At 64.2% G+C, this 18,838-nt stretch carries 15 protein-coding genes; 4 read left to right on the top strand and 11 right to left on the bottom strand.

Annotated elements, in window-relative coordinates:
- Positions 1–5 precede the first annotated feature (5 nt).
- Entirely contained in the window at positions 6–1,508 is a 1,503-nt protein-coding gene (locus OKQ63_RS24020; protein WP_264214513.1) for a caspase family protein, read from the top strand.
- 24 nt (positions 1,509–1,532) lie between these two features.
- Here OKQ63_RS24020 and OKQ63_RS24015 read toward each other — a convergent pair whose 3' ends face one another.
- The gene (locus OKQ63_RS24015; RefSeq protein ID WP_264214512.1) at positions 1,533–2,078 is read right to left on the bottom strand and encodes a hypothetical protein; all 546 of its coding nucleotides are present in this window, start codon (positions 2,076–2,078) and stop codon (positions 1,533–1,535) included.
- Between the two features lie 162 nt (positions 2,079–2,240).
- Between OKQ63_RS24015 and OKQ63_RS24010 the strand changes: the two genes are divergently transcribed.
- On the top strand, positions 2,241–2,570 hold the full coding sequence (locus OKQ63_RS24010; protein ID WP_264214511.1) for a hypothetical protein: 330 nt from the start codon (positions 2,241–2,243) through the stop codon (positions 2,568–2,570).
- Positions 2,571–2,590: 20 nt separating this feature from the next.
- Here OKQ63_RS24010 and OKQ63_RS24005 read toward each other — a convergent pair whose 3' ends face one another.
- Positions 2,591–3,433 carry a M15 family metallopeptidase gene (locus OKQ63_RS24005; protein ID WP_264214510.1) on the bottom strand — a complete coding sequence of 281 codons (843 nt, stop codon included), beginning with the start codon at positions 3,431–3,433 and terminating at the stop codon, positions 2,591–2,593.
- 183 nt (positions 3,434–3,616) lie between these two features.
- Here OKQ63_RS24005 and OKQ63_RS24000 point away from each other — a divergent pair, with 183 nt between their 5' ends.
- Both OKQ63_RS24000 and OKQ63_RS23995 read left to right on the top strand, forming a co-directional pair.
- A complete protein-coding gene (locus OKQ63_RS24000; protein ID WP_264214509.1) occupies positions 3,617–4,192 on the top strand; it encodes an OmpA family protein in 576 nt (191 codons plus the stop codon).
- Positions 4,193–4,236: 44 nt separating this feature from the next.
- Entirely contained in the window at positions 4,237–6,405 is a 2,169-nt protein-coding gene (locus OKQ63_RS23995; RefSeq protein WP_264214508.1) for a serine/threonine protein kinase, read from the top strand.
- 114 nt (positions 6,406–6,519) lie between these two features.
- On the opposite strand, the gene OKQ63_RS23990 is transcribed toward OKQ63_RS23995, so the two are convergent.
- Genes OKQ63_RS23990 through OKQ63_RS23950 form a run of 9 tightly spaced genes read right to left on the bottom strand, consistent with a single transcriptional unit; the run spans position 6,520 to position 18,818 of the window.
- Positions 6,520–7,242 carry a PP2C family protein-serine/threonine phosphatase gene (locus OKQ63_RS23990; RefSeq protein ID WP_264214536.1) on the bottom strand — a complete coding sequence of 241 codons (723 nt, stop codon included), beginning with the start codon at positions 7,240–7,242 and terminating at the stop codon, positions 6,520–6,522.
- On the bottom strand, positions 7,242–7,922 hold the full coding sequence (gene tagF / locus OKQ63_RS23985; RefSeq protein ID WP_264214507.1) for a type VI secretion system-associated protein TagF: 681 nt from the start codon (positions 7,920–7,922) through the stop codon (positions 7,242–7,244). Before tagF ends, OKQ63_RS23990 begins: the two co-directional genes overlap by 1 nt.
- Positions 7,922–11,494: a type VI secretion system membrane subunit TssM gene (gene tssM / locus OKQ63_RS23980; protein WP_264214506.1), complete on the bottom strand. Its 3,573-nt coding sequence runs from the start codon at positions 11,492–11,494 to the stop codon at positions 7,922–7,924. Before tssM ends, tagF begins: the two co-directional genes overlap by 1 nt.
- Positions 11,491–12,915 (bottom strand): type VI secretion system protein TssL, long form, encoded by a 1,425-nt coding sequence (tssL, locus tag OKQ63_RS23975; protein WP_264214505.1) that lies wholly within the window; start codon positions 12,913–12,915, stop codon positions 11,491–11,493. The genes tssM and tssL overlap by 4 nt, the downstream gene beginning before the upstream one ends.
- 14 nt (positions 12,916–12,929) lie before the next feature.
- Positions 12,930–14,270 (bottom strand): type VI secretion system baseplate subunit TssK, encoded by a 1,341-nt coding sequence (gene tssK, locus OKQ63_RS23970; protein WP_264214504.1) that lies wholly within the window; start codon positions 14,268–14,270, stop codon positions 12,930–12,932.
- A 46-nt stretch (positions 14,271–14,316) separates the two neighbouring features.
- Positions 14,317–15,759 (bottom strand): type VI secretion system-associated FHA domain protein TagH, encoded by a 1,443-nt coding sequence (tagH, locus tag OKQ63_RS23965; protein WP_264214503.1) that lies wholly within the window; start codon positions 15,757–15,759, stop codon positions 14,317–14,319.
- Between the two features lie 8 nt (positions 15,760–15,767).
- On the bottom strand, positions 15,768–16,070 hold the full coding sequence (locus OKQ63_RS23960; RefSeq protein ID WP_264214502.1) for a PAAR domain-containing protein: 303 nt from the start codon (positions 16,068–16,070) through the stop codon (positions 15,768–15,770).
- Positions 16,071–16,087: 17 nt separating this feature from the next.
- Entirely contained in the window at positions 16,088–16,696 is a 609-nt protein-coding gene (locus tag OKQ63_RS23955; protein ID WP_264214501.1) for a DUF6931 family protein, read from the bottom strand.
- Positions 16,697–16,706: 10 nt separating this feature from the next.
- Complete coding sequence (locus tag OKQ63_RS23950; RefSeq protein WP_264214500.1) at positions 16,707–18,818, bottom strand: type VI secretion system Vgr family protein; 2,112 nt, start codon at positions 18,816–18,818, stop codon at positions 16,707–16,709.
- Between the last annotated feature and the right edge of the window lie 20 nt (positions 18,819–18,838).

Below are 18,838 nucleotides of genomic sequence, written 5' to 3'. Positions count from 1 at the left end.
TTCGCATGTCTTTCCTTTTCAAATCCTTGATTTTCACCGCCTGCCTGCTGCTCGCGGCCGGGGCGCAGGCTGCAAGCGACCGTATTGCCCTGGTGATCGGCGTGGCAGAGTATCAGCATCTGCCGCCGCTGGAGAATACCCGCAACGATGCGGTGGCAATGGCGGACACTCTGGAAGGGATCGGTTTTGACGTCAGCCTGGCGCTGGATCCGGGCACTTCGGAAATGGTGCAGCTGCTTGATGATTTTGCCTTCCGCTCGGAAGTCGCCGATTTGGCGCTGGTCTATTTCGCCGGCCACGGAATCGAGGTGCAGGGCGAAAACTTCCTGATCCCTGCAGATGCCAGAGTGGCCAGCAACCGCGATGTGCAGCGCCAGTCGCTGTCCCTGAAACAGTTGCTGGGTGCGGTGGACCGGGCCCGCAAGATGCGTATCGTGATCCTCGACAGCTGCCGCGACAACCCGCTGGGCGATTCGATCGCTCTGGATGAGCAAAGCAGCACCGAAACCGCCGAAACCACCGAAACCACCCGCGGCGGCGGCGGCATGGCGCCAGCCGACCCGGACCGCGGCACACTGGTGGCCTTTGCCGCCAAGGATGGCCAGGTCGCGCTGGACGGCAGCGGCAGCAATTCGCCCTATGCCACGGCGCTGATGGAAAAAATGGTGCAGCCGGGACTGGAAATCAGCCTGATGTTCCGCCAGGTGCGGGACCGGGTGCTGGAAAACACCGCCAATCTGCAGGAACCCCATACCTATGGCTCGCTGACCGGAGTGCCCTTTTATCTGGCCGGCCCGGGCGCGGATGACGCACCGGTCACGGTTGCGGATGCTTCCGAAGCCTGGGCCGCGCTGAAACCGGATCAGGAAGAACAGCTGCTGGCGCTGGCCGAACTTGGCGATACCCGCTCGATGCTGGGTCTGGCATATATCCGTCTGAACCCGAATGAAGGCCGGTTTGACCCCAAGGCGGCGGTGGACTTCCTTCAGCGCGCCGCGGAAGCGGGATCGCCCGAGGCGCAATTCGAGCTGGCCAAGCTTTTTGAGCGCGGCACCGGGGTCGAGGCGGACCCAGCCAAAGCGCTGGAACTGTATCAGGCGGCCGCGGCTCAGGATTTTGCGGATGCGATCAACGATCTCGGCTTCCTCCACTATCAGGGGGGATTGGGTCTTCCGGCCAACCCGAAGAAAGCGCTGAGCTTTTTTGAACGCGCCGCAGACCTGCGCCATCCGCAAGCGCAGTTCAATTTTGCAGCGTTGATCGATGATGGGCTGATCCCTTCGAAAGGACCGGAAGATTCAGCACATTACCTGTACGCAGCACTGCGCAGCGGCAGTTCCGATGTGCTGAACCTGCTGAGCGAACGCCCGAATATGTTCACTCCGCAAACCCGGCGTGCCCTGCAGCAGAAACTGCAAGACAACAACTTCTACGCAGGCGCCATTGACGGGGACTTCGGCCCCGGAACCCAGCGGGGTATCCGTCAGGCGTATGGACTGGAAGGATAACCGTCCTATTTCAAGCTGATGTCGTTACATCGTGCTTTGTTCCTGGTCCTGATTACTTGTTTCCTCAACAGCCCCTTGGATAGCCAAGCCGGCGGCTGCGGCTGCGGCGGTGGTGATGGCGGCGGCGATGGCGGCGGCGATGGCGGCGGTGACGGCGGCGGCGATGGCGGCGGTGACGGCGGCGGCGATGGCGGCGGTGACGGCGGCGGCGATGGCGGCGGCGATGGCGGCGGCGATGGCGGCGGCGATGGCGGCGGTGACGGCGGCGGCGATGGCGGCGGCGATGGCGGCGGTGACGGCGGCGGCGATGGCGGCGGCGATGGCGGCGGCGATGGCGGCGGCGGTGACGGCGGCGGCGATGGCGGCGGCGATGGCGGCGGCGGTGACGGCGGCGGTGACGGCGGCGGCGATGGCGGCGGTGATGGCGGCGGTGATGGCGGCGGTGACGGCGGCGGTGATGGCGGCGGTGATGGCGGCGGTGACGGCGGCGGCGATGGCGGCGGCGATGGCGGCGGTGATGGCGGCGGTGGAGGTGTCAGTGCCGGTGGCGGCAGCGGCGGCGACGGCCAAGCCGGCAACATAGGTTTTGCAAACGGGCGTTCCGTCTCCAAACGTCTGAGATCGCCAGATGAAGTTGATGGCCGGGTTGAAGAAATCCGTACGCTCTGCGGCGGCGCCGGCCCCTATCTCATTGACTGCCTGGCTGAGAGGTTCGAAACACTGGAAAAGGACATGGCGGGTCTGCCCGGCCATGCACCGGTGCGCAAAGTCCTGCGCCAGGCGTCGCGCGACCTGCGCCAGATCGCACTGGAGAACCGGGATCCGGCAAAACCGCGGGCCAAGCTGCGCACCATTGACAATACGCAGAAATCGAACCGGCCGCTGATAGCGGTTGCCCCCGAACGGCAGGCCATAGCGGCGGCCCAGGCCTTTGCGGTCCTGGAACAGGCGCAGACCCAGCTGCTGCGCTCAGCTGAAACCTCGCCGACGCGGTCGATTGTGCGCTACCAGCGGATTGCAGCAGCCATCAATTCCAGCAAAGTCCTGCTGCGGTCCGCCTGACCGGGGCCGGGACAGAGCCTTTACAGCTGGCCCTCAGCCAGCCACGCATCCAGCTGGCGGCGGCTGATTTCGAAATGCATACTGTCCTCGCGCCGGAAGCCCGCGCCCCAGACCCAGCCCTGATCATAGAAGAAATCCGCCATGATGGTGAGCCCGAGCTGGGTCTTGCCATCGGTGAAATTGTCCAGCTTGCCGTCGATGTTCAGGTCGACTGCCAGCCCGTAGCTGTGGGTGGACAGCGAATTCGACGTGCCGCGGATACGGCGCACGCACAGCGCCCCGGCGGTATTGATGCGGGCGTAAAGATCCGGATCTGCCTGGCGGATATTCTCGAACACCACCTTCAGGCTTTCGATTGCCGGGCGCAGCATGCTGACGCGGATCGGTCCGACCTGCTCGGTCACCAGCTTCTCCTTCAGCTCCGGGTTGGTCATCGGCTGGCAGGTGTCGTTCAGATCCTCCCGCGGGCGGCCCAGTTTCTCCGTCAGATACCTGCCGCCGGTCACTCTCAGCCCGCGGTTCACATTCAGCCGGTCGGCAATCAGAACCACCTGGGCATAGTCCAGATCGGCGCCGCCAGTCTGGTTCCAGATAGCGGCCTCGCCGGCCGCGTCATCAGTGAAAGGGCTGCCGTCGCCTGCCCCTCCGGCGGGCAGGCTCGCAATCTCGTTCTGCAGATCGGACATCCGGGCCTGCAAATCCTCAACCTGCTGGCGCAGCATCTCGATCTCGATCCGCGCGGTGGAATCCACGCCGCCCGCACCCTGGAAGTCCTCTTCGCTCAGCAGCCAGCTGAGCCCGAACCAGACGGCCGGGGCCAGCACCAGGCCAATGGCTATTATGACAGCTGGAAGAACCCGCATTTTCCCTCCCGGTCCATTTGCGCCCATTTCAATCGTTACCCGCCCCGCAGTAAACCCCCCTGATTACAACTTGCCGGAAACACCGTGTTTTTTTCCCGCGCGGCACTCTGCACGCCATTGGCAGGCTGCAGGTGCTGGTATAGACTGCCAGCAATGTTGCAACGGTAGGGGAGGGTGCTGAGCATGGTCCGCCTGAATGGAATTTTTGCTAGTGTATTGGGTGCCGGCCTGGTTTTCGCACCACTTGCGCAGGCGCAGTCATCCGGCGGCGAACTGTCGGTCGAGGAAATCACCGAAGCGTTCAAGAAACAGAAGACCCGCGGCCTAGTGATCGTGCCAAGCAGCGCATCCGCGGCAGAAGATCCGGCGGCAGAAACAGCAACCGTGGCCGCGGCTGCAGAAGCATACAATCCGGTCGACCGGCAGACCCAGATCAATGTGCAAATCTCCTTTGATTTCGACAGCGCCGCGCTGCGTGCCGACCAGGCGCCGAAACTGGCCAATATGTGCGCGTCGATGAAGGCGCTGGATGGCACCGTATTCCAGATCATTGGCCATACCGACAGTTCCGGCTCGGCGGCCTATAACGAGCGGCTGTCGCTGCTGCGCGCACAGGAAGTGCGCCGCCACCTGATCAGCTCCTGCGGCGTTGCCGAAGATATGCTCAAAGCCATCGGCATGGGCGAAACCGCACCCTTTAACGAGAACAACACGCGCGCCGATGAAAACCGCCGCGTTGAATTCCAGGCTCTGGGCTAAGCGCAGCCCGGACCCGCGCCGGATTTAGGGCCAGGGAGAACTACATGCTTGAATCGCGCCCTGGCGACTTGTTCCAGCCGGGTGATCTGCTGAACAATACCTACAGGATTGAATGCCTGCTGGGCCGCGGCGGCACGTCCCATGTTTACAAGGCACGCTCGGAAATTTCCGGCAACCTGGTGGCCTTGAAGGTACTGAAGCAGGAACTGGCCGCCAATGAGGACTTTACCGTCCTGATGGCGCGCGAAGAGAATATCCGCGAAATCCGCCATGCCGCCGTGGTGCGATATTCGGAAAACCACCGCACGCCGGACGGCCATATCTACCTGCTGATGGACTACGTCGAAGGGCCGGGACTCGACAAACGGCTGAAACAGGGGCCGATGGCGGCTGAGGACCTGCTGGTGATCTGCCGCCGGGTGGCGGAAGGGCTGCAGGCCGCGCATGCCCGCAACATCGTCCACCGCGATCTCAGCCCCGACAATATCATCCTGCGCGGCGGCGACCCGGCCGAGGCGGTGATCATCGACTTCGGCATCGCCAAGGACACCAACCCGGGCGCCCAGACCATTGTCGGCAATGAGTTTGCCGGCAAGTATTCCTATGCCGCGCCCGAGCAGATGAGCGGCAACACCGACGCGCGCTCGGATATCTACTCGCTGGGCGCACTGCTTCTGGCCAATTTCCGCGGCGCAGCGCCCAAGCTGGGCGCCAATCCGATGGAAGTGGTTGAGAACAAACAGAAACACCTTGACACGGATGGTCTTCCTGAGCCGCTGAAAACACTGATCGAGCGGATGTGCGCGCCCGATCCGAACGACCGGTTCCAGACAGCTGCTGAGGTGCTGGCATTTCTGGACACCCCCGATGGCGGCAGCCTGAGCGATGTGCTGGATGCCCCGGCTGAAGACGCCACCATCATCGTGCCGCAGACCAGCAAACCCGCACCGCCGCCCGCCCCCGCTTCCAAGCCGTCTCCGGCCGGGGCATCAGGGGGCAAGGGCGGGCGCGGCGGGCTGTGGGCTGGACTGGCGGTCCTGCTGCTGATCGGCGGCGGCGGGGCGGGCGCCTTTTTCACCGGAAAGCTCGACAGCTTCCTCGGGCCCTCCTACCCGGTTGCGCGCCCGTATTCACTGATTGCCGAGAAACCCGCCGATGGCCCGCTGCAGATTGTCGGCAATGTGCCGTCCGAGGCGGCGCGCAACGCCCTGCTGGCGCTGTCCCAGGATGCCGATCTGACTCTGGCCACTGGTGCAATCGCCGACACCTGGGGGGCCGATGTGCTGGACACGGTGAAGCCGCTGGAGGGGCTGCGCGAATGGCGTCTGGTGATCAGCAACAACAAGGCGCGGCTCACCGGCACCACTGACGACACCAATGTTGCGGAAATGCTCAACGAGATGTTCCGCAACGGTCTGCCCGGCGCGCTGGAAGGCAAGGCCGAGATCCGGTTCGAACTGCCAATGCTGCCGTTGGCAGAGGTCAAGGCGGTGATGGAGGCCTTTGCCGATTGCGGCCCGCTGCTGCGTGACGGAAACGGTCATTACGACGGCTATGCGCCCAATGATCCCGTGCTGATCAGCGGCCGGGTTGCCAGCACCGCCACCCGGCTGGAGCTGTTCGACGCGCTTCGCGCACTGGCCCATGAACGGCAGGTTGTTCTGGATGTGGAGGTGCTGAACGACTCGCTCTGCGTGGTTGAGCAGCACCTGCCCAAAGCCCCCCCCGGCGGCGCCGAAGTGGCGTTTGCCGTCGGCGGCGAGACCGTGGAACCCAACCCTTCCGGCCGCTTTTTTGTCGGCGAAAACCCTGTCATCGATGTGGTGCTGCCGGATGACGTCACCGACGGCTATTTGACCGTGTCGATCCTTGATGTGTCAGGCAATGTGTTCCATTTGCTGCCGAATATCTCGCGGTCGGATAATGCGGTGGCCAGCCTGCGCGGCGGCGCGGCCGGCGAAGTCCCGGTCCGGGTCGCCTACAGCCTGGAGGAATCCGCATCCGGCGGCGGCATCGCGTTCAAAGTCGATGACAGCACCCTGGGCAAGAGCAAAGTTGTTGTGTTGCATTCGTCGGAGCCGCTGTTTGACGGCATGCGCCCGACCTCTGAAAGCGCGGTGGGTTTCGCCGAAGCCTTGCAGGCCAGCTATGAGGCGGATTCCAGCAGCATCCGCTCGCTGGACAGCCGCATCCTGGTGACTGCCAAGCCCTGAACCAATGGCTGCTCAGGCACCCGGCCCGGAGAATACCCGCTCGCCCGGCGGTCCGGCGGCGGCAATGTCCTGCGGGAAAATCTTCTGCTTGGATCCTAGCGGAAAACGGCCGTGTCAGGTCACGTCGACCACCACCGCCGTGATGTTGTCCCCGCCGCCGCCATTCAACGCGATTTGAATCAGCTGGTCGCCAACGGTTTCCAGCGGCGTGCCGCCCAGCACGTCCTCCAGGATCTGAAAAGTCGCATATTTGGTCAAACCATCAGAGCAGATCAGAAACCGGTCGCCAGGCACAGTCTCGCCACGGATCTTGTCGATCTCCAGCTCGTCTCCCACACCCACTGCACGGGTGATGGCATTGGACTGCGGATGCTGTTCCGCTTCGTCCCAGGTCATCTTGCCGGCCAGCACAAATTCAGCCACCGCCGAGTGATCCTCGGTCAGCATTTCGATGTGCCCGCCGCGCAGCCGGTAGATGCGGCTGTCCCCAGCCCAGAGGCCGACAAAATGCTGGTTGGCCATGATCAGCGCCGCGACCGTAGATCCGATGGTGCCGCCGCCGCGCGCCGCCGCCTCGGCGCGGATGGCTTTATGCGCATTCTGGATCGCATCCCGCAGCGCATGCATCCGGGCCGCCGGATCCAAGCCCAGCGGAATCATTGCCACGGCATCGGCAATCAGCCGGCTGGCAAAATCACCTGCATCATGGCCTCCCATGCCATCCGCCACCAGCCAGATGTCATGCTCCGGCAGCGCCAGAACCGCATCCTCGTTGACCTTGCGCACGAGCCCGACGTGGGTCTGCGCGGTGTAGCGGTATTTGCGCAGCGGGTTCATCATAGCGGCCGTGCCCCGCTCCAGACCGGAGCAGCCAGATCAAACAGTCCCATCGCACTGCCGCCCTGCGGCAGGCCGGGACAGGCCATCATGCGCGGCTCCCCGTCCAGCACCGCGGCCCACAGGCTGCAGCCGGACAGACGTTGCTCCAGCAATTCGCCCGACAGGGCTGGCGGCAGCGCCTCCCGCCCCTGCACCCCGGTCACTGTGATTGCCGCACCGGCAGAGCCCAGCGGCACAACCGTCTGCCTGTCCGGAACCGGAATACCTGCAAGCGCCTCTGCCAGGCTGTCTTTGGTCATCTCGTCCTCCAATGCATCCAGTGCCACATCCTCCAGCCGTTCAAACAGCGCCCCTTCGCTGAGGTGGTCCAGGGCCGCAGGCCCCGGCGTCGGCACACCCGCCATCAGCGTCAGCGGAAACCGCCGCCCGACCCGGTCGACCGAGGGCATCATCACCCCCATTACCTTCCCTGCTCCGGCCTGCCCGGCCGGCAGGGTGAACCGCCAGATCGGCGCCGACATGTAATGCGCGTCGAACCCGGAGCCATAAGCCCCCTGCCCCTCCAGCATAACCTGCTGCAGCCATTCATCCCACACCCGCACGAACCCGCCCGGCGTGTTCAGCCGGAAAAAGTCGCCAACCGAGGGCATCTTACCGAATGCGCCGAACCCTGCCATCACATCGACTTCGGGCAGCTGAACTTCGCCATCGCCGGCAGGGCGAAGGGGTTGATCACCGAACCGGACTGCAGCTCGAACAGCGCCAGCCGGCCGCCAACGCGGAAATTCACCCGGCGCCGGTCGGAGACATTGGTGCGCCGCACTTCGGCAGCATCCAGCAGCCGGAACCAGGCCCAGGGCCCGTCCCGCGACATCACGTTCTCGGCGTCACGCTTCTGCGGCAAGAGGGTGATCCGTGCCAACCCGACCGAGCCCGGCCAGGTCACCGCCACCGGCGTCGGCGCGCCGGAACGGTGGTTGTAGGCCACTTTGGTGCCGTCGATCTCCAGCACGACCTCCTTGGCCTTGGGATCCAGCGCGTTGACGGTGATCTGGAACTGCACCGCGGGCTGGGCGCCGCCGGCAAAAAATGCCTCCTTGATTTCAGCCGCATACTGCATCTGCTGCAGCACGGCCGGGCTGATGCCCAGATCCACGTCATTGACCCGTTTCCAGGTCCAGGGGCGGCTGCGGGTATCCACATATTTCAACAATTGATCATTGAAGAACCCGTCTATCATCCCGCCCGGCGCGAACAGTTTGGCAAAATCCGCCATTGCCACATCGGCCCGTGCCGAGCGGTTGAACGGATAGCGGTTGGCCAGAGCCTGTTCGCAGAATGGCAGCACTGCCGATTGCCAGCGCGCGTTGATCGAGGCGCGGGTGCCTTCTGAGGTGATCCCGGAAGAGCCAGCAGAGATTTGCGTCGCCCAGCGGGGCAGAGGCCCACCCATCCGGCTGGCGGTCTGCTGGAACTGCAAGAGCGCCTGGCCGCTTTGCCCGCCCGTGGCCACGCCAGAGAAGGACATCTTGTTCAGCTCCTGATAGACCAGCTGCAGCTGCCCCATCAGATCATCCAGCTGCGAGGGCTGGCCCTCAGGCCGGTTCACCAGATTAAACAGCCATTCGAACCGCTCCTGCACATAGGCGCCCGGCGGCTTGGCCGCCTGCCCCGGTGCGTTTGTGGCCGAATTAACCAGCGCTTCCAGCAGGATCTGGCCCTGGATCGACAAGTTGGACCGCGCCTCGATCGCCGCTACATTCTGCGCGCCTGCACCAAGCGTGCCTGCATCCAGAACCGACTTGTCCTCGTTCAGCCGGGTCTCGTTGCTGACCTCAGTCAGGATATTGACGATCGGCGAGGTCGGCCCGGACAGCACATTTGTCACCTCCACGGCATGGGACAGCGATTCCAGCGGGATGATGTCGATATCCCCCAGGATCTGGTCATACCGGCTGATGAAGTCGTTATAGTAGAGATCCAGCACGTCGCGGCTGAGCTTCAGCAGGACCGCCTCATTTTGGGCAGCTTCATTCTGCTCGCCCAGCACCCAGGCCTCGCGATGCACCCGTTCGGCGACACTGACTGCCTCCGGCAGGAACACGTTGTGGAAGCCGTCATAGGTGAAGATCCCCTCGATCCCGTCGTTGAGCGGTTTGCCGGAGCTCCTGACCAGCACGCGCGTGACCGACGGCCCGCCAACATCGGTAATCCGCCATTTCGGCAGCGCCGTCGCCTGCTGCGAATTCAGGATGCCGTTGTAGACCCGCTGCGCCAGCGGCATTTCCGACAGGATGTTCTGCGCCTGGGTGATCAGCGGGCCATTCAGCGCAATCTCCTCCATCGGCTGCGACAGGAGCGCGGTCAGGTGGTCCATCAGATCGGCGCGCAGCTGGCTGCGGGCGATGCCGGGATAGGCAATGTTTTCCCAGTCCAGCCGCATCCACTCCTTGACCAGATCGGGGTTCATCGGTCCCTGCAGGCCCAGCATCAGATAGATCTTCAGCGCCTCATAAAGCGTGTCGGGGTTGCTGATGTTGCCCTCGATCTGCTGCTCCAGCCGAACCAGCAGCCGCGGCAGCAGCCGCTGGTTCAGCGCCGCGCGGTAGGTTTGCGCCGCCTGGGTGCCGATCACCTCGCCCTGGTACAGGCCATAGGTCATCGCCCCATCCGGCTCCGGATCGGACAGCACCGGGTTGCCCGGCATATCGCGCAGATTGTTCAGCGCCGCTGCCACCGGCACCAGGTCGGTGTCCCCGACAGGGCTCGGCGGCAATTGCGCTGCGGCGGCTTGATAGGCCGAGACCTGGCCCTCGGCCTGGGCGATCAGATCAGTGTTCCTGAGGTAGGAGCGCACCCAGAGCGCGCCCATTGCAAGCGCCACCAGCACGGTGGCGGTGATGGCAATCCGGCGGGTCCAGCGGTAGCGGCGCTCGACCTTGTCGTCAGCCGACACCAGCCCCGCTTCCGGGAACATCACCCCCTCGAACAGCCGGGTCAGGAAGAAGCTGCGCCCGGTGCCCTGCCCCGAGCCAATCGCCTGCCGCCCGATGCCGAAAGTCTGCGCCATCCCCAGCATCAGCCGGTCGATGGGCGTGCCTTCCTGAGTGCCGGATGTGAAATAGATCCCCCGCAGCATCTGACGCTGCTCATAGCGGTTGTCCTGGAACACCTCGGTCAGGAACTCGCGCGCCACCCCGCGCATCGAGGCCACCTGTGCCGGGAACCCCGCAATCAGTGCCCGGCGCTGATGGTCGGTCTCGGTCTGCATCTTTTCCAGAAGCTGCGCATTGAGCTGCCCCAGCAGCAGGCCGAACTCCTCATCGAACCCGGCAATCGGCGCCTGCTCCTTCTTGCCCTTGGGCAGCGGCAGGGTGAAGCCCCAGACCTGTTCGCGGTCTTCCTTGCCCAGGCTGTCGTGGAACTCCTGGAAGCCGGCAATCAGGTCGGCCTTGGTGAACAGCACATAAACCGGGAAACGCACGCCCAGCTTTTCGCGCAGCTCCGCCAGACGGCGGCGTACCGCGGCGGCGTGGCTTTTCTGGGTGATCTCATCCTGCAACGACAGATCCGACAGCGAAATCGCAATGATCGCGCCGTTGATCGGCTGCCGCTTCCGGTACTTCTTCATCAGCCCCAGGAAGCCCAGCCAGGCCGCATTATCTGCCTCCGCATCGCTTTCCTGGGTGGTATAACGCCCCGCCGTGTCGATCAGCACCGCGTCATTGGTGAACCACCAGTCGCAGTTGCGGGTGCCGCCGACACCGCCAATCGCCGCCTTGCCCAGCTTCTCGGCCAGCGGAAACTGCAGGCCGGAATTGACAATTGCCGTGGTCTTGCCCGCGCCCGGCGGGCCGATCATAATGTACCACGGCAGATCGTTCAGGTGGCGGCGGCCGCCCTTGGACTTGCGCAGCTCCTTCATCGCATTCTTGAACTTGCCGCGCAGCTCGCCGATTTCCTCGGACAGCACATCGTCTTCCGAGGTGTCGGCCGCTTCGGCCATCTCCTCGGTCATCTCCTTGTCCTTGCGGCGGCGGCGCCAGAAGATCAGGCCGATGATGATGAAATACAGCAGGAAGATCACCCCGATGGTGATCAGCCGTGCCATGACCCCGTCAAACGGGCGCCAGTCGCCGCTGCCGATGAACGGCGCGAAAAACCACACACAGGCCGACAGCACAGCTGCCAGGATCAGCAGGATGGTATAGATCGACCGGAACAGGGGAAAAATATAACGGCGGATCATCCTTCAACCTCCTGAACCAGCAGGATTTCGATCCTGCGGTTCTTGGCCCGCCCGGCGCGGGTGCTGTTGTCTGCTATCGGTTCCTTGTCGGCGCGGCCCTCGGCCGACAGCCGGTCGGGATCGGTCATCACGCTGGCCATGCCCGCCATCACCGATTTTGCGCGTGCCAGCGACAGCGCCATATTGGACGGGAAGCGGGAGGAACGGATCGGCACATTGTCGGAATGCCCTGCCACGATGATCTTGCCCTTTTCGTCATTCAGCGCCTCGGCCACCCGGTTCACCGGACTGCGGAACGCCTTGCTCAGCTGGTCAGAGCCGGAGCCGAACATGCCCGAGCCGGTCAGCCGGATGATCAGCGTGTTGCCCTTCTGGAAGACCTGCACGATGCCTTCCTTGATCTCCGGCTCCAGGAAGCCCGCAACCTTGGCAACCTGTTCTTCGGTCGTTGGCGCCAGCGGCGGCGGCGGCGGCGGCGGTGCGCGCCGTTCCAGTTCTGCCTTGCGCCCGGAATCAACGATCGTCAGCTGCCCGACCACATTCTCTGTCTGGTTCGACAGCATCCAGCTGAGGCCCAGAAACTGCAGCATCAAGAGCGCAGCCGTGGCCGCCAGCGTGATCCACACCAGCCGCCAGACCGACAGCGCCTTGAACGGTTTGACCAGCCCTTCCCAATGCGGCGACAAGTCCCGCTCAACCGGTCCGCGCTGATTGCGGATGATCCGGGCCAGCGCGCCGCGGATCTGCAGGTGCTTTTCAGAGCCGCCCTGCTCCACCCTGAGCCGCCCCTCGAACCCCAGCGACAGGCACATGTAGAGGAACTCGAGCATGTCGATATTGCTGCCCGGCTCCTTCTCCAGCCGTGCAAGCAGGTCATAGAACCGGTCGCCGCCGACCACCTCCCGGTGGAAGGTCGCGACCATCGACTGCAAGCCCCAGGAGGACTGGCCGCCCCAGGGCGTGTTCAGCACCACATCGTCCAGTGTTGCGCACAGCGCATACCGCGCGATCTTCACCGTCTGCGCGGCAATGCCCGCCTGCAGGGCGCGGTTTTCAAATGCGCGCACCTCGGCCACGACATTTTTGCGCAACCCGTCCGGGTCCATATGCTGGGCCCGGTTGCGGATGCGGGAAATCAGCGCAAACAGGGTCGACGCACAGGCGGTCAGCTGGTTCATCCCCGTCAGCGCCATCTTCGGCGCCTTGGCGCCGCCTGCCGCCGCCTGCGGTTTCGGTGCGGCGGCCTGCGGCACGCCATAGGCGTCCAGCGCAGGCTCGGCAGTCTGTCCTGCCGCGGGCGGGGCCTGCGGCACCTCCGGCTGCTGCATCGGCGCGGCCGGGCGCCGCCCGCCCGGGTTCGGCTTGATCACCGTCTTGTCGGTATCCCCCGGTTCGGCAAAGGGATCGTCATAATCAGCCATCTCAGCATCTTCCCTTATGCATTACGGATCGCCCAAAGCTCCATCTTGAGCCCGGGATACTGTCCCGACACATGCACCGCGATCCCGCCCGAAGTGGTCATCTTGCGCCAATAGGGGCTGTCTGCGTCCATCTCAAAGTAGACCACACCCGAATGATAGGGGATCTGCCGCGGCGCCACCGGCAGCGGGCGCAGGGTGATCCCCGGCAGCGCCGAGTTCACCAGCTGGCGGATCTCCTCCACGGGTCCGATCTTGGCCTGGCCGGAGAAATGCTTGCGCACGTCCTCCGCCGGGATGTCGGCGCTGACCGCCAGCACAAAGCCGGCGTTGCCCAGCAGCTTGCGGTCGGCAATCACCCCCACCGAGATGCCGTATTTGCGCGCCTCCAGCTTGATCGGGATCGCGGTCTGCTCCAGCACCGAGCTCAGATACTGGCGCAGCACCCGGATCACCGGCGCAAAGCAATCCACCAGATTGTCATGGGTGTAGGGCGGAAACTCCGGCGCCTGTTTTTCGGTCGACATGAACACCGACAGCTCTCCGGCCAGCCCGGCGCAGAGGGTGAACAGGCGTTCGGGGTGCAGATTCTCGATATTGCGCAGATGGCGCACCTGCGGCAGCATCCGGTTGACCACCGCCAGCAGCATGAAGTCCGACACATCCGCCACCCCGCGGGCGCCGCCCGCCTCCGACAAACGGCCCGCCAGCGCCTCCATCCGGTGCGCCAGCAGCCCCTCCAGCTCGCGCAGGAAACCGCTGAGCGCGGGCGCCGCCCGCACATCCAGGCAGGACGGCACAAAGGCCTGGTCCAGCACGATCTCCTTGTCGGCGCGCACCTCGATGATGCGGGCCAGCGGGATCGCCAGCAGGTCGGCCAGGTCATCCACCTCCAGCGCAAACTGCAGACGCATCTTGCCCACATCCAGCTCCACCGGCTTGCGCTCGGTCGAGGTCACATCGGTCACTTCCTGCTTGTCCGGGCGCAGGCGGCTGGCCGACCGTTCGGCGCCGCTCAGATCGACCTCCGTCGCGCCCTGGCGGCGCTGCGGCACGGTCAGGTAGACGATGCAGTCCTTGACCGTTGTCGGCACCTCCATGGCCGGCGGATGCGGATCCGCCATCGGCACCCGGAACACCGTGCCGTCGTGGGTCAGCCCCGCGCAGGACTTCACCGCAAACTGGCCGATCTTCAGCGCCTCATGGTCGATCTCCAGCCCGTTCACCCCCCAGGCATAGGGGCTGAGCCGCCGCGCCAGCCCGGCAATCAGCGCCTCGTTGTATCGGTCGGACTGCTGGAAGTGATGCGGCTGCAGAAACAGCCCCTCCGTCCAAAGTACCTTGCTGTCCCAGGACACCGGGATCTCCTTTTACTTGCGGGCACGCGCCAGGGCGCGCCGCCAATCATTCCTTCAGCCTGTCCAGCTGTTGCTTGTAGGCCCGCGCAAATTCGCGGCTGAACAGGTCGTGAAAATCATTCTCAGCCTGGTCGGAAATCTCCGCATAAAGCTGCTCGTAAACGTCCCAATACCGCGCCTTCTTGCCGCGCAAGAGGCCGGTAAAGCCGCCCTTGTCCTCGATCTGAGCTTCCAGCGCCTTGGGATCGAGACGCTTCAGCACGCCCTTCAGCGCCGCCTCCATGCCGGTGACCATCGCCACCTCATGCGCCTTGATGTCCCGCAGCGCCTCCTCGGCGGCGGTCTCAGGCGACAAATAGCCTTTGGTCGCGGGGCGCACCATTGCCTCCACGGCCTGTTCCGGTGTGATCGAAAACTTCAGCGGGTTGTTCCCGCCTGCCGAGATCATCGTCTGCTCGATGCGGAATTCCGACTTGATCGAAGTCCGCGTCATCAGGATCTCGCGCAGACCCGTGACCAGCGTTCGCATCACCCGGCCCATACGCGCCATGGTGCTGGCGTGATCCGCCGGGTCCAGGCTGACATCGGCGCCCACCCCGTTGAGGAAGGCGGCAACCGCCTCCTGCGCCTCCGCCGAAGGAGCAGCGGAGGCCTGCGCCGGAGGGATTTCCTGCGGCGGTGCCGGCGGGGCTTCCTGCGGCGGCGCGGCAGGCGGCAGCTCTGTCGGCGGCTGCGGCACTTCGCGCGGCGGCGGTGCAGGCTGCGGGTCCGGCTGCGGCGCCGGCGTTTCCGGCTCGCCGATGCCCGACAGGAAATCATCGTCCCAATCGTCCGGAATCACGCTTGACTGCGCAGCCGGCGCGGCAAACCCGTCCGAGGCGGTCGGATTGTGGTTTGCCAGGCTCGCGCCCTCGCCTTCGCGCCCGTCGCTGGCTTTCTGGAAGAACGGATCTTCTTCCTCGCCCATCGGCGGCAGCAGCTCGTCAATCGGGTCGACCGGGTTCAGCTGCGCGGGGCCCTTCAGCCCCTCGCCAAGCAAATCATCCAGAAAATCGCCGCCTGGGCCTGCATCCTCCAGCAGTTGCAGCGGATCCGGCGCGTTGGCCGCATTGCCGTGGGAAGCCGGGCCCTGCGCCGCCGGTGCCGCGATCATGTCGCCCACATCCGCCAGATCATCGCGGATTTCCACAACCAGCTCATAGTTGCCGACGCACAGCACATCGCCATTGTTGAGCGGTGTCGGCGTGCGCCCCAGCGGGATCTTGGAATAGTTCAGAAAGGTGCCGTTGGAGCTGAGATCCACCACCACCACATTGCCGTTGTGGTCCTCGATCACGCAGTGATTGCGCGACAGCATCTGATCCGGGTCGGGCAGCACCAGGTCGCAACTGGCGCCGCGCCCCACCGTGAGACTCGGCCCCCGCATCGGAACAGGCGCCGCATCGCCGGGCATTGCACCCGAACTCTGAAATTTCAGCGTCACTCCCATATTCGGGCTTATCCTCCCACCAGCACGGTGAATTCCCCCTTGGCGATCATACCGCCGCAGGCGGTGCTGTCCAAAACCCGCGCCGCGGGCATACTGTTGATCAGCACCGTCGCCGAGCCCTTGATGATCGGGTGCGGCGAGGGCGCCGCCGTGCACATGTCGCCCAGCCGTGCAGCCGGCAGGTTGGCCACCAGCACGGTCACCGCACAGGGCGGCAAAATCGGCGTTGGCACCGGCAGCACCGGCGGCGGCGGGGTGGAGGGCAGCATGCAGGCATGCAGATCCGTCACCCGGGCCTGTGGCATTCCCATGTCTTACATCCTCCCCTTCAATTCTGCGCCGCGTGCATCGGGACTTCGATGACCTGCCCTTTGCCCCCGCGCGCAATATCCAGTGCCCGCTCTACCAGAACGGCGCCGTGTTCTTCAAACTTATCAGACAATTGACCCAAGGCCACCATATTCATGGCAAAGGCCGCCGCCTCCGAGGCACCCGCCGGGGCGGGATACTGGTTCAATTCCCCCGGTCCCAGCGTTCCCGCCGCATACAGCACCGCCAGCGCGCAATTCACCGTGTCATCATCGACATAGGCATGATCCAGAGTGATCCGCGCCTTGTCGCGGTTTTCCTCGCTGGGCTCGAACACCCAGGCCTCCGACGCCGTCAGCGAGGCCGGATCCTGGTCCGATCGCGGCCCGATGTAGTCGCGGGCCGCCAGACAGGCCCACCAGACCCGCTCACGCGGGGGCAGCAGCACCGCCAGCAGCCGCAAAAGATCAACCAGGGCCCCCTTGCGGTCGAGTTCCTCCAGCACCGTTCCCGCCAGCGCCGTAGGCGGCGCTTCCAGCGGCGTCTTCAGGATGACATTTGCCCGCGACAGCAGCTTGGCCACCGGGTCCTTGGGCATTTTCACCAGCTTTTCAAATCTTGCCGACATCTGTGCCCACCTAGTTGATCATCGTGAGGCCGCCCTTAAGGGTCAGCATCGCCTCGCCTTTGACGGTGGTCATCGGCGCCTTGGCCTCGACCATGCCGGTGCCTTCGATCTTGATCATCGGCCCCTTGATGGAGACCCCGGAGTTGTCGATCTTGACCTCGGAGGCCCCCACGGTCAGCTTAATTTCCTGGCCCGCGCTCATCGCGATCTTGCCGGCGGTCACGTCAATGGTCAGATTCCCCAGAGACACGGTTTCACTGTGATTGCCCTGGGCAATGGTCTCGGTCAGGTTGCCGGTATCCACGTCCAAAGTCATGTTGCCCGTCTGGATGGTCTCCGACTTGTCGCCGGTCTCCACCACTTCGGTCCGGTCCCCCTCGTGCACGGTTTCCGTCATGTGCTGCTGAACCGTGAACACATAGCTCTTTTCATCCGCGGACGTCACCTCCGGGTCCGGCGCATCCATGCCCACCGTCACCGTCGAGCGGTCCTTGACCAGCATCTGGTGATCTTTCTGGGCCTGCACCCGCATCAGTTCGCTGTCCTTCTTGTCATCGAACATCAGCTCGTTATAGCCACCGCCGCCTTTTGAGGAGTTGGTCTTGATCCCCAGCTGGGTCTGATCGTCGGGGTAGGTATAGGGCGGCATGGTTTCAGCATTGTAAAGCATGCCGGTGCAGATCGGCCGGTCCGGGTTGCCGTCCTCGAACTGGATCACCACCTCCTGGCCCATGCGCGGGATTGCCACCATGCCCCAGTTTTTACCGGACCAGGGGGTCACCACCCGCACAAAGCACGACGAAGTCTCGTTCTTCTTGCCCTCGCGGTCCCAGTGGAACTGGATCTTGATCCGGCCGTGCTTGTCGGTCCAGATCTCCTCGCCGCTCTGGCCGACCACGGTTGCGGTCTGCAGCCCCTGCACTTCCGGCCAGGGGGTCACCAGCGGCGCCCGGAACTGTTCGGATTTCAGAATGGCGCTGAAGGTCGACGCATAGACGTCGTGTTCCATCTCCTCAGGCACATCCATATTGCGGGGCTTCAGGTCGCGCCGCATGGCGCCCTTGGTTGCGACCTCCTTCTTCTTCTGGCTCTCCCGCTCGCCATAATCCCAAGCCACCTTGACATGATGTTCCGTCTCGATGACGAGGTATTCCTTGTTGTTCTCCTTCACCGGATGCTTTTCCATCGTGAAGGTGCTGCCGGTGCCCAGCGTCGCCACGCTCGACGCGCCGCGCCAGCGGATGTGCCTGACCGCCTCCGCTTCCATCCGCACCCGCGACCGCTTGTCCCCCAAAGGCGTCTTGGACGGATAGCGGCCCTGGTAGTCGTAAACTTCGTAGTTCTTGTAGGAGTGGCTGCCCTTGGCAATCGCGGTGGCCGCGGTCAGATCCGCCGAGGGCGTCTCAAAGTTGAAATCGTTCAGCGTGACCTTGCCGCGGGTCAGGATTTCCTCCTTGGCCCATTCCGAGATATGCTCCTCGCGCCGCCGGTCACTGTCGTCGCGGGCGTGAAACTCGATGCTGGCGCCGCCCTTGATGGGAGAGTGCCCGCTGACACCATCGCACAGCACCAGCTTCTCGCGTGCGGTGTCGCCGGCCGGGCTGTCGAAATAAAAGTAAATGCCCTCTTCCTCCATCAGCCGGCACAGGAAGGCATAATCGCTCTCACGGTATTGCAGGCAGTATTCCCGCGTTTCGTAACTATCGCTCAGCTTGTCGGTGTAATCGCTGAACCCGTACTCGCTGAACAGCTGCTTGATGATGTCGACCGTGGTCTTTTCCTGGAACACCCGCAGATCGCTGGTCCGGGTCAGCAGCCAGAACCAGGGGCGGACCTCCGCCACATACATCTCATAGCCGTTGCGGAACCCCAGATACTCGGCCGAAATGCACAGCCCATTGAACTGATGCTCCGTCTGCTGGCGCATCACATGCACATTCATCTGCTTGCCGACCAGGTCCTGCAGCTTGGGCTGGCTCTTTGTGGCCGCAAATTCGATGGTGGTCTCGGTGAGCTTGCTCAGCCCCTCCCTCACAATCGCACGGCTCATCATCAGGCCGTCGGCGGAATATGTCCCCGACATCCAGGCGAGGTCGTTTTCATGGCCCTTGCTTACAACCATGGCTCCTCCTTTCCGCGACG

Source organism: Leisingera thetidis (assembly GCF_025857195.1).
GTDB lineage: Bacteria > Pseudomonadota > Alphaproteobacteria > Rhodobacterales > Rhodobacteraceae > Leisingera > Leisingera thetidis.
The sequence above is the reverse complement of the archived record's forward strand: the minus strand, read 5'-3'. Positions and strand labels throughout refer to the sequence as shown.

Bases quoted from the DNA above. Each gene is read 5' to 3' on its own strand.
- tssM (WP_264214506.1), bottom strand. From the start codon at position 11,494: ATGATCCGCCGTTATATTTTTCCCCTGTTCCGGTCGATCTATACCATC.
- tssL (WP_264214505.1), bottom strand. From the start codon at position 12,915: ATGGCTGATTATGACGATCCCTTTGCCGAACCGGGGGATACCGACAAG.
- OKQ63_RS24020 (WP_264214513.1), top strand. From the start codon at position 6: ATGTCTTTCCTTTTCAAATCCTTGATTTTCACCGCCTGCCTGCTGCTC.
- OKQ63_RS23955 (WP_264214501.1), bottom strand. From the start codon at position 16,696: ATGTCGGCAAGATTTGAAAAGCTGGTGAAAATGCCCAAGGACCCGGTG.
- tagH (WP_264214503.1), bottom strand. From the start codon at position 15,759: ATGGGAGTGACGCTGAAATTTCAGAGTTCGGGTGCAATGCCCGGCGAT.
- tagF (WP_264214507.1), bottom strand. From the start codon at position 7,922: ATGGCAGGGTTCGGCGCATTCGGTAAGATGCCCTCGGTTGGCGACTTT.
- OKQ63_RS23990 (WP_264214536.1), bottom strand. From the start codon at position 7,242: ATGAACCCGCTGCGCAAATACCGCTACACCGCGCAGACCCACGTCGGG.
- OKQ63_RS24000 (WP_264214509.1), top strand. From the start codon at position 3,617: ATGGTCCGCCTGAATGGAATTTTTGCTAGTGTATTGGGTGCCGGCCTG.
- OKQ63_RS23995 (WP_264214508.1), top strand. From the start codon at position 4,237: ATGCTTGAATCGCGCCCTGGCGACTTGTTCCAGCCGGGTGATCTGCTG.
- OKQ63_RS24010 (WP_264214511.1), top strand. From the start codon at position 2,241: ATGGCGGGTCTGCCCGGCCATGCACCGGTGCGCAAAGTCCTGCGCCAG.
- OKQ63_RS23960 (WP_264214502.1), bottom strand. From the start codon at position 16,070: ATGGGAATGCCACAGGCCCGGGTGACGGATCTGCATGCCTGCATGCTG.
- OKQ63_RS23950 (WP_264214500.1), bottom strand. From the start codon at position 18,818: ATGGTTGTAAGCAAGGGCCATGAAAACGACCTCGCCTGGATGTCGGGG.
- OKQ63_RS24005 (WP_264214510.1), bottom strand. From the start codon at position 3,433: ATGCGGGTTCTTCCAGCTGTCATAATAGCCATTGGCCTGGTGCTGGCC.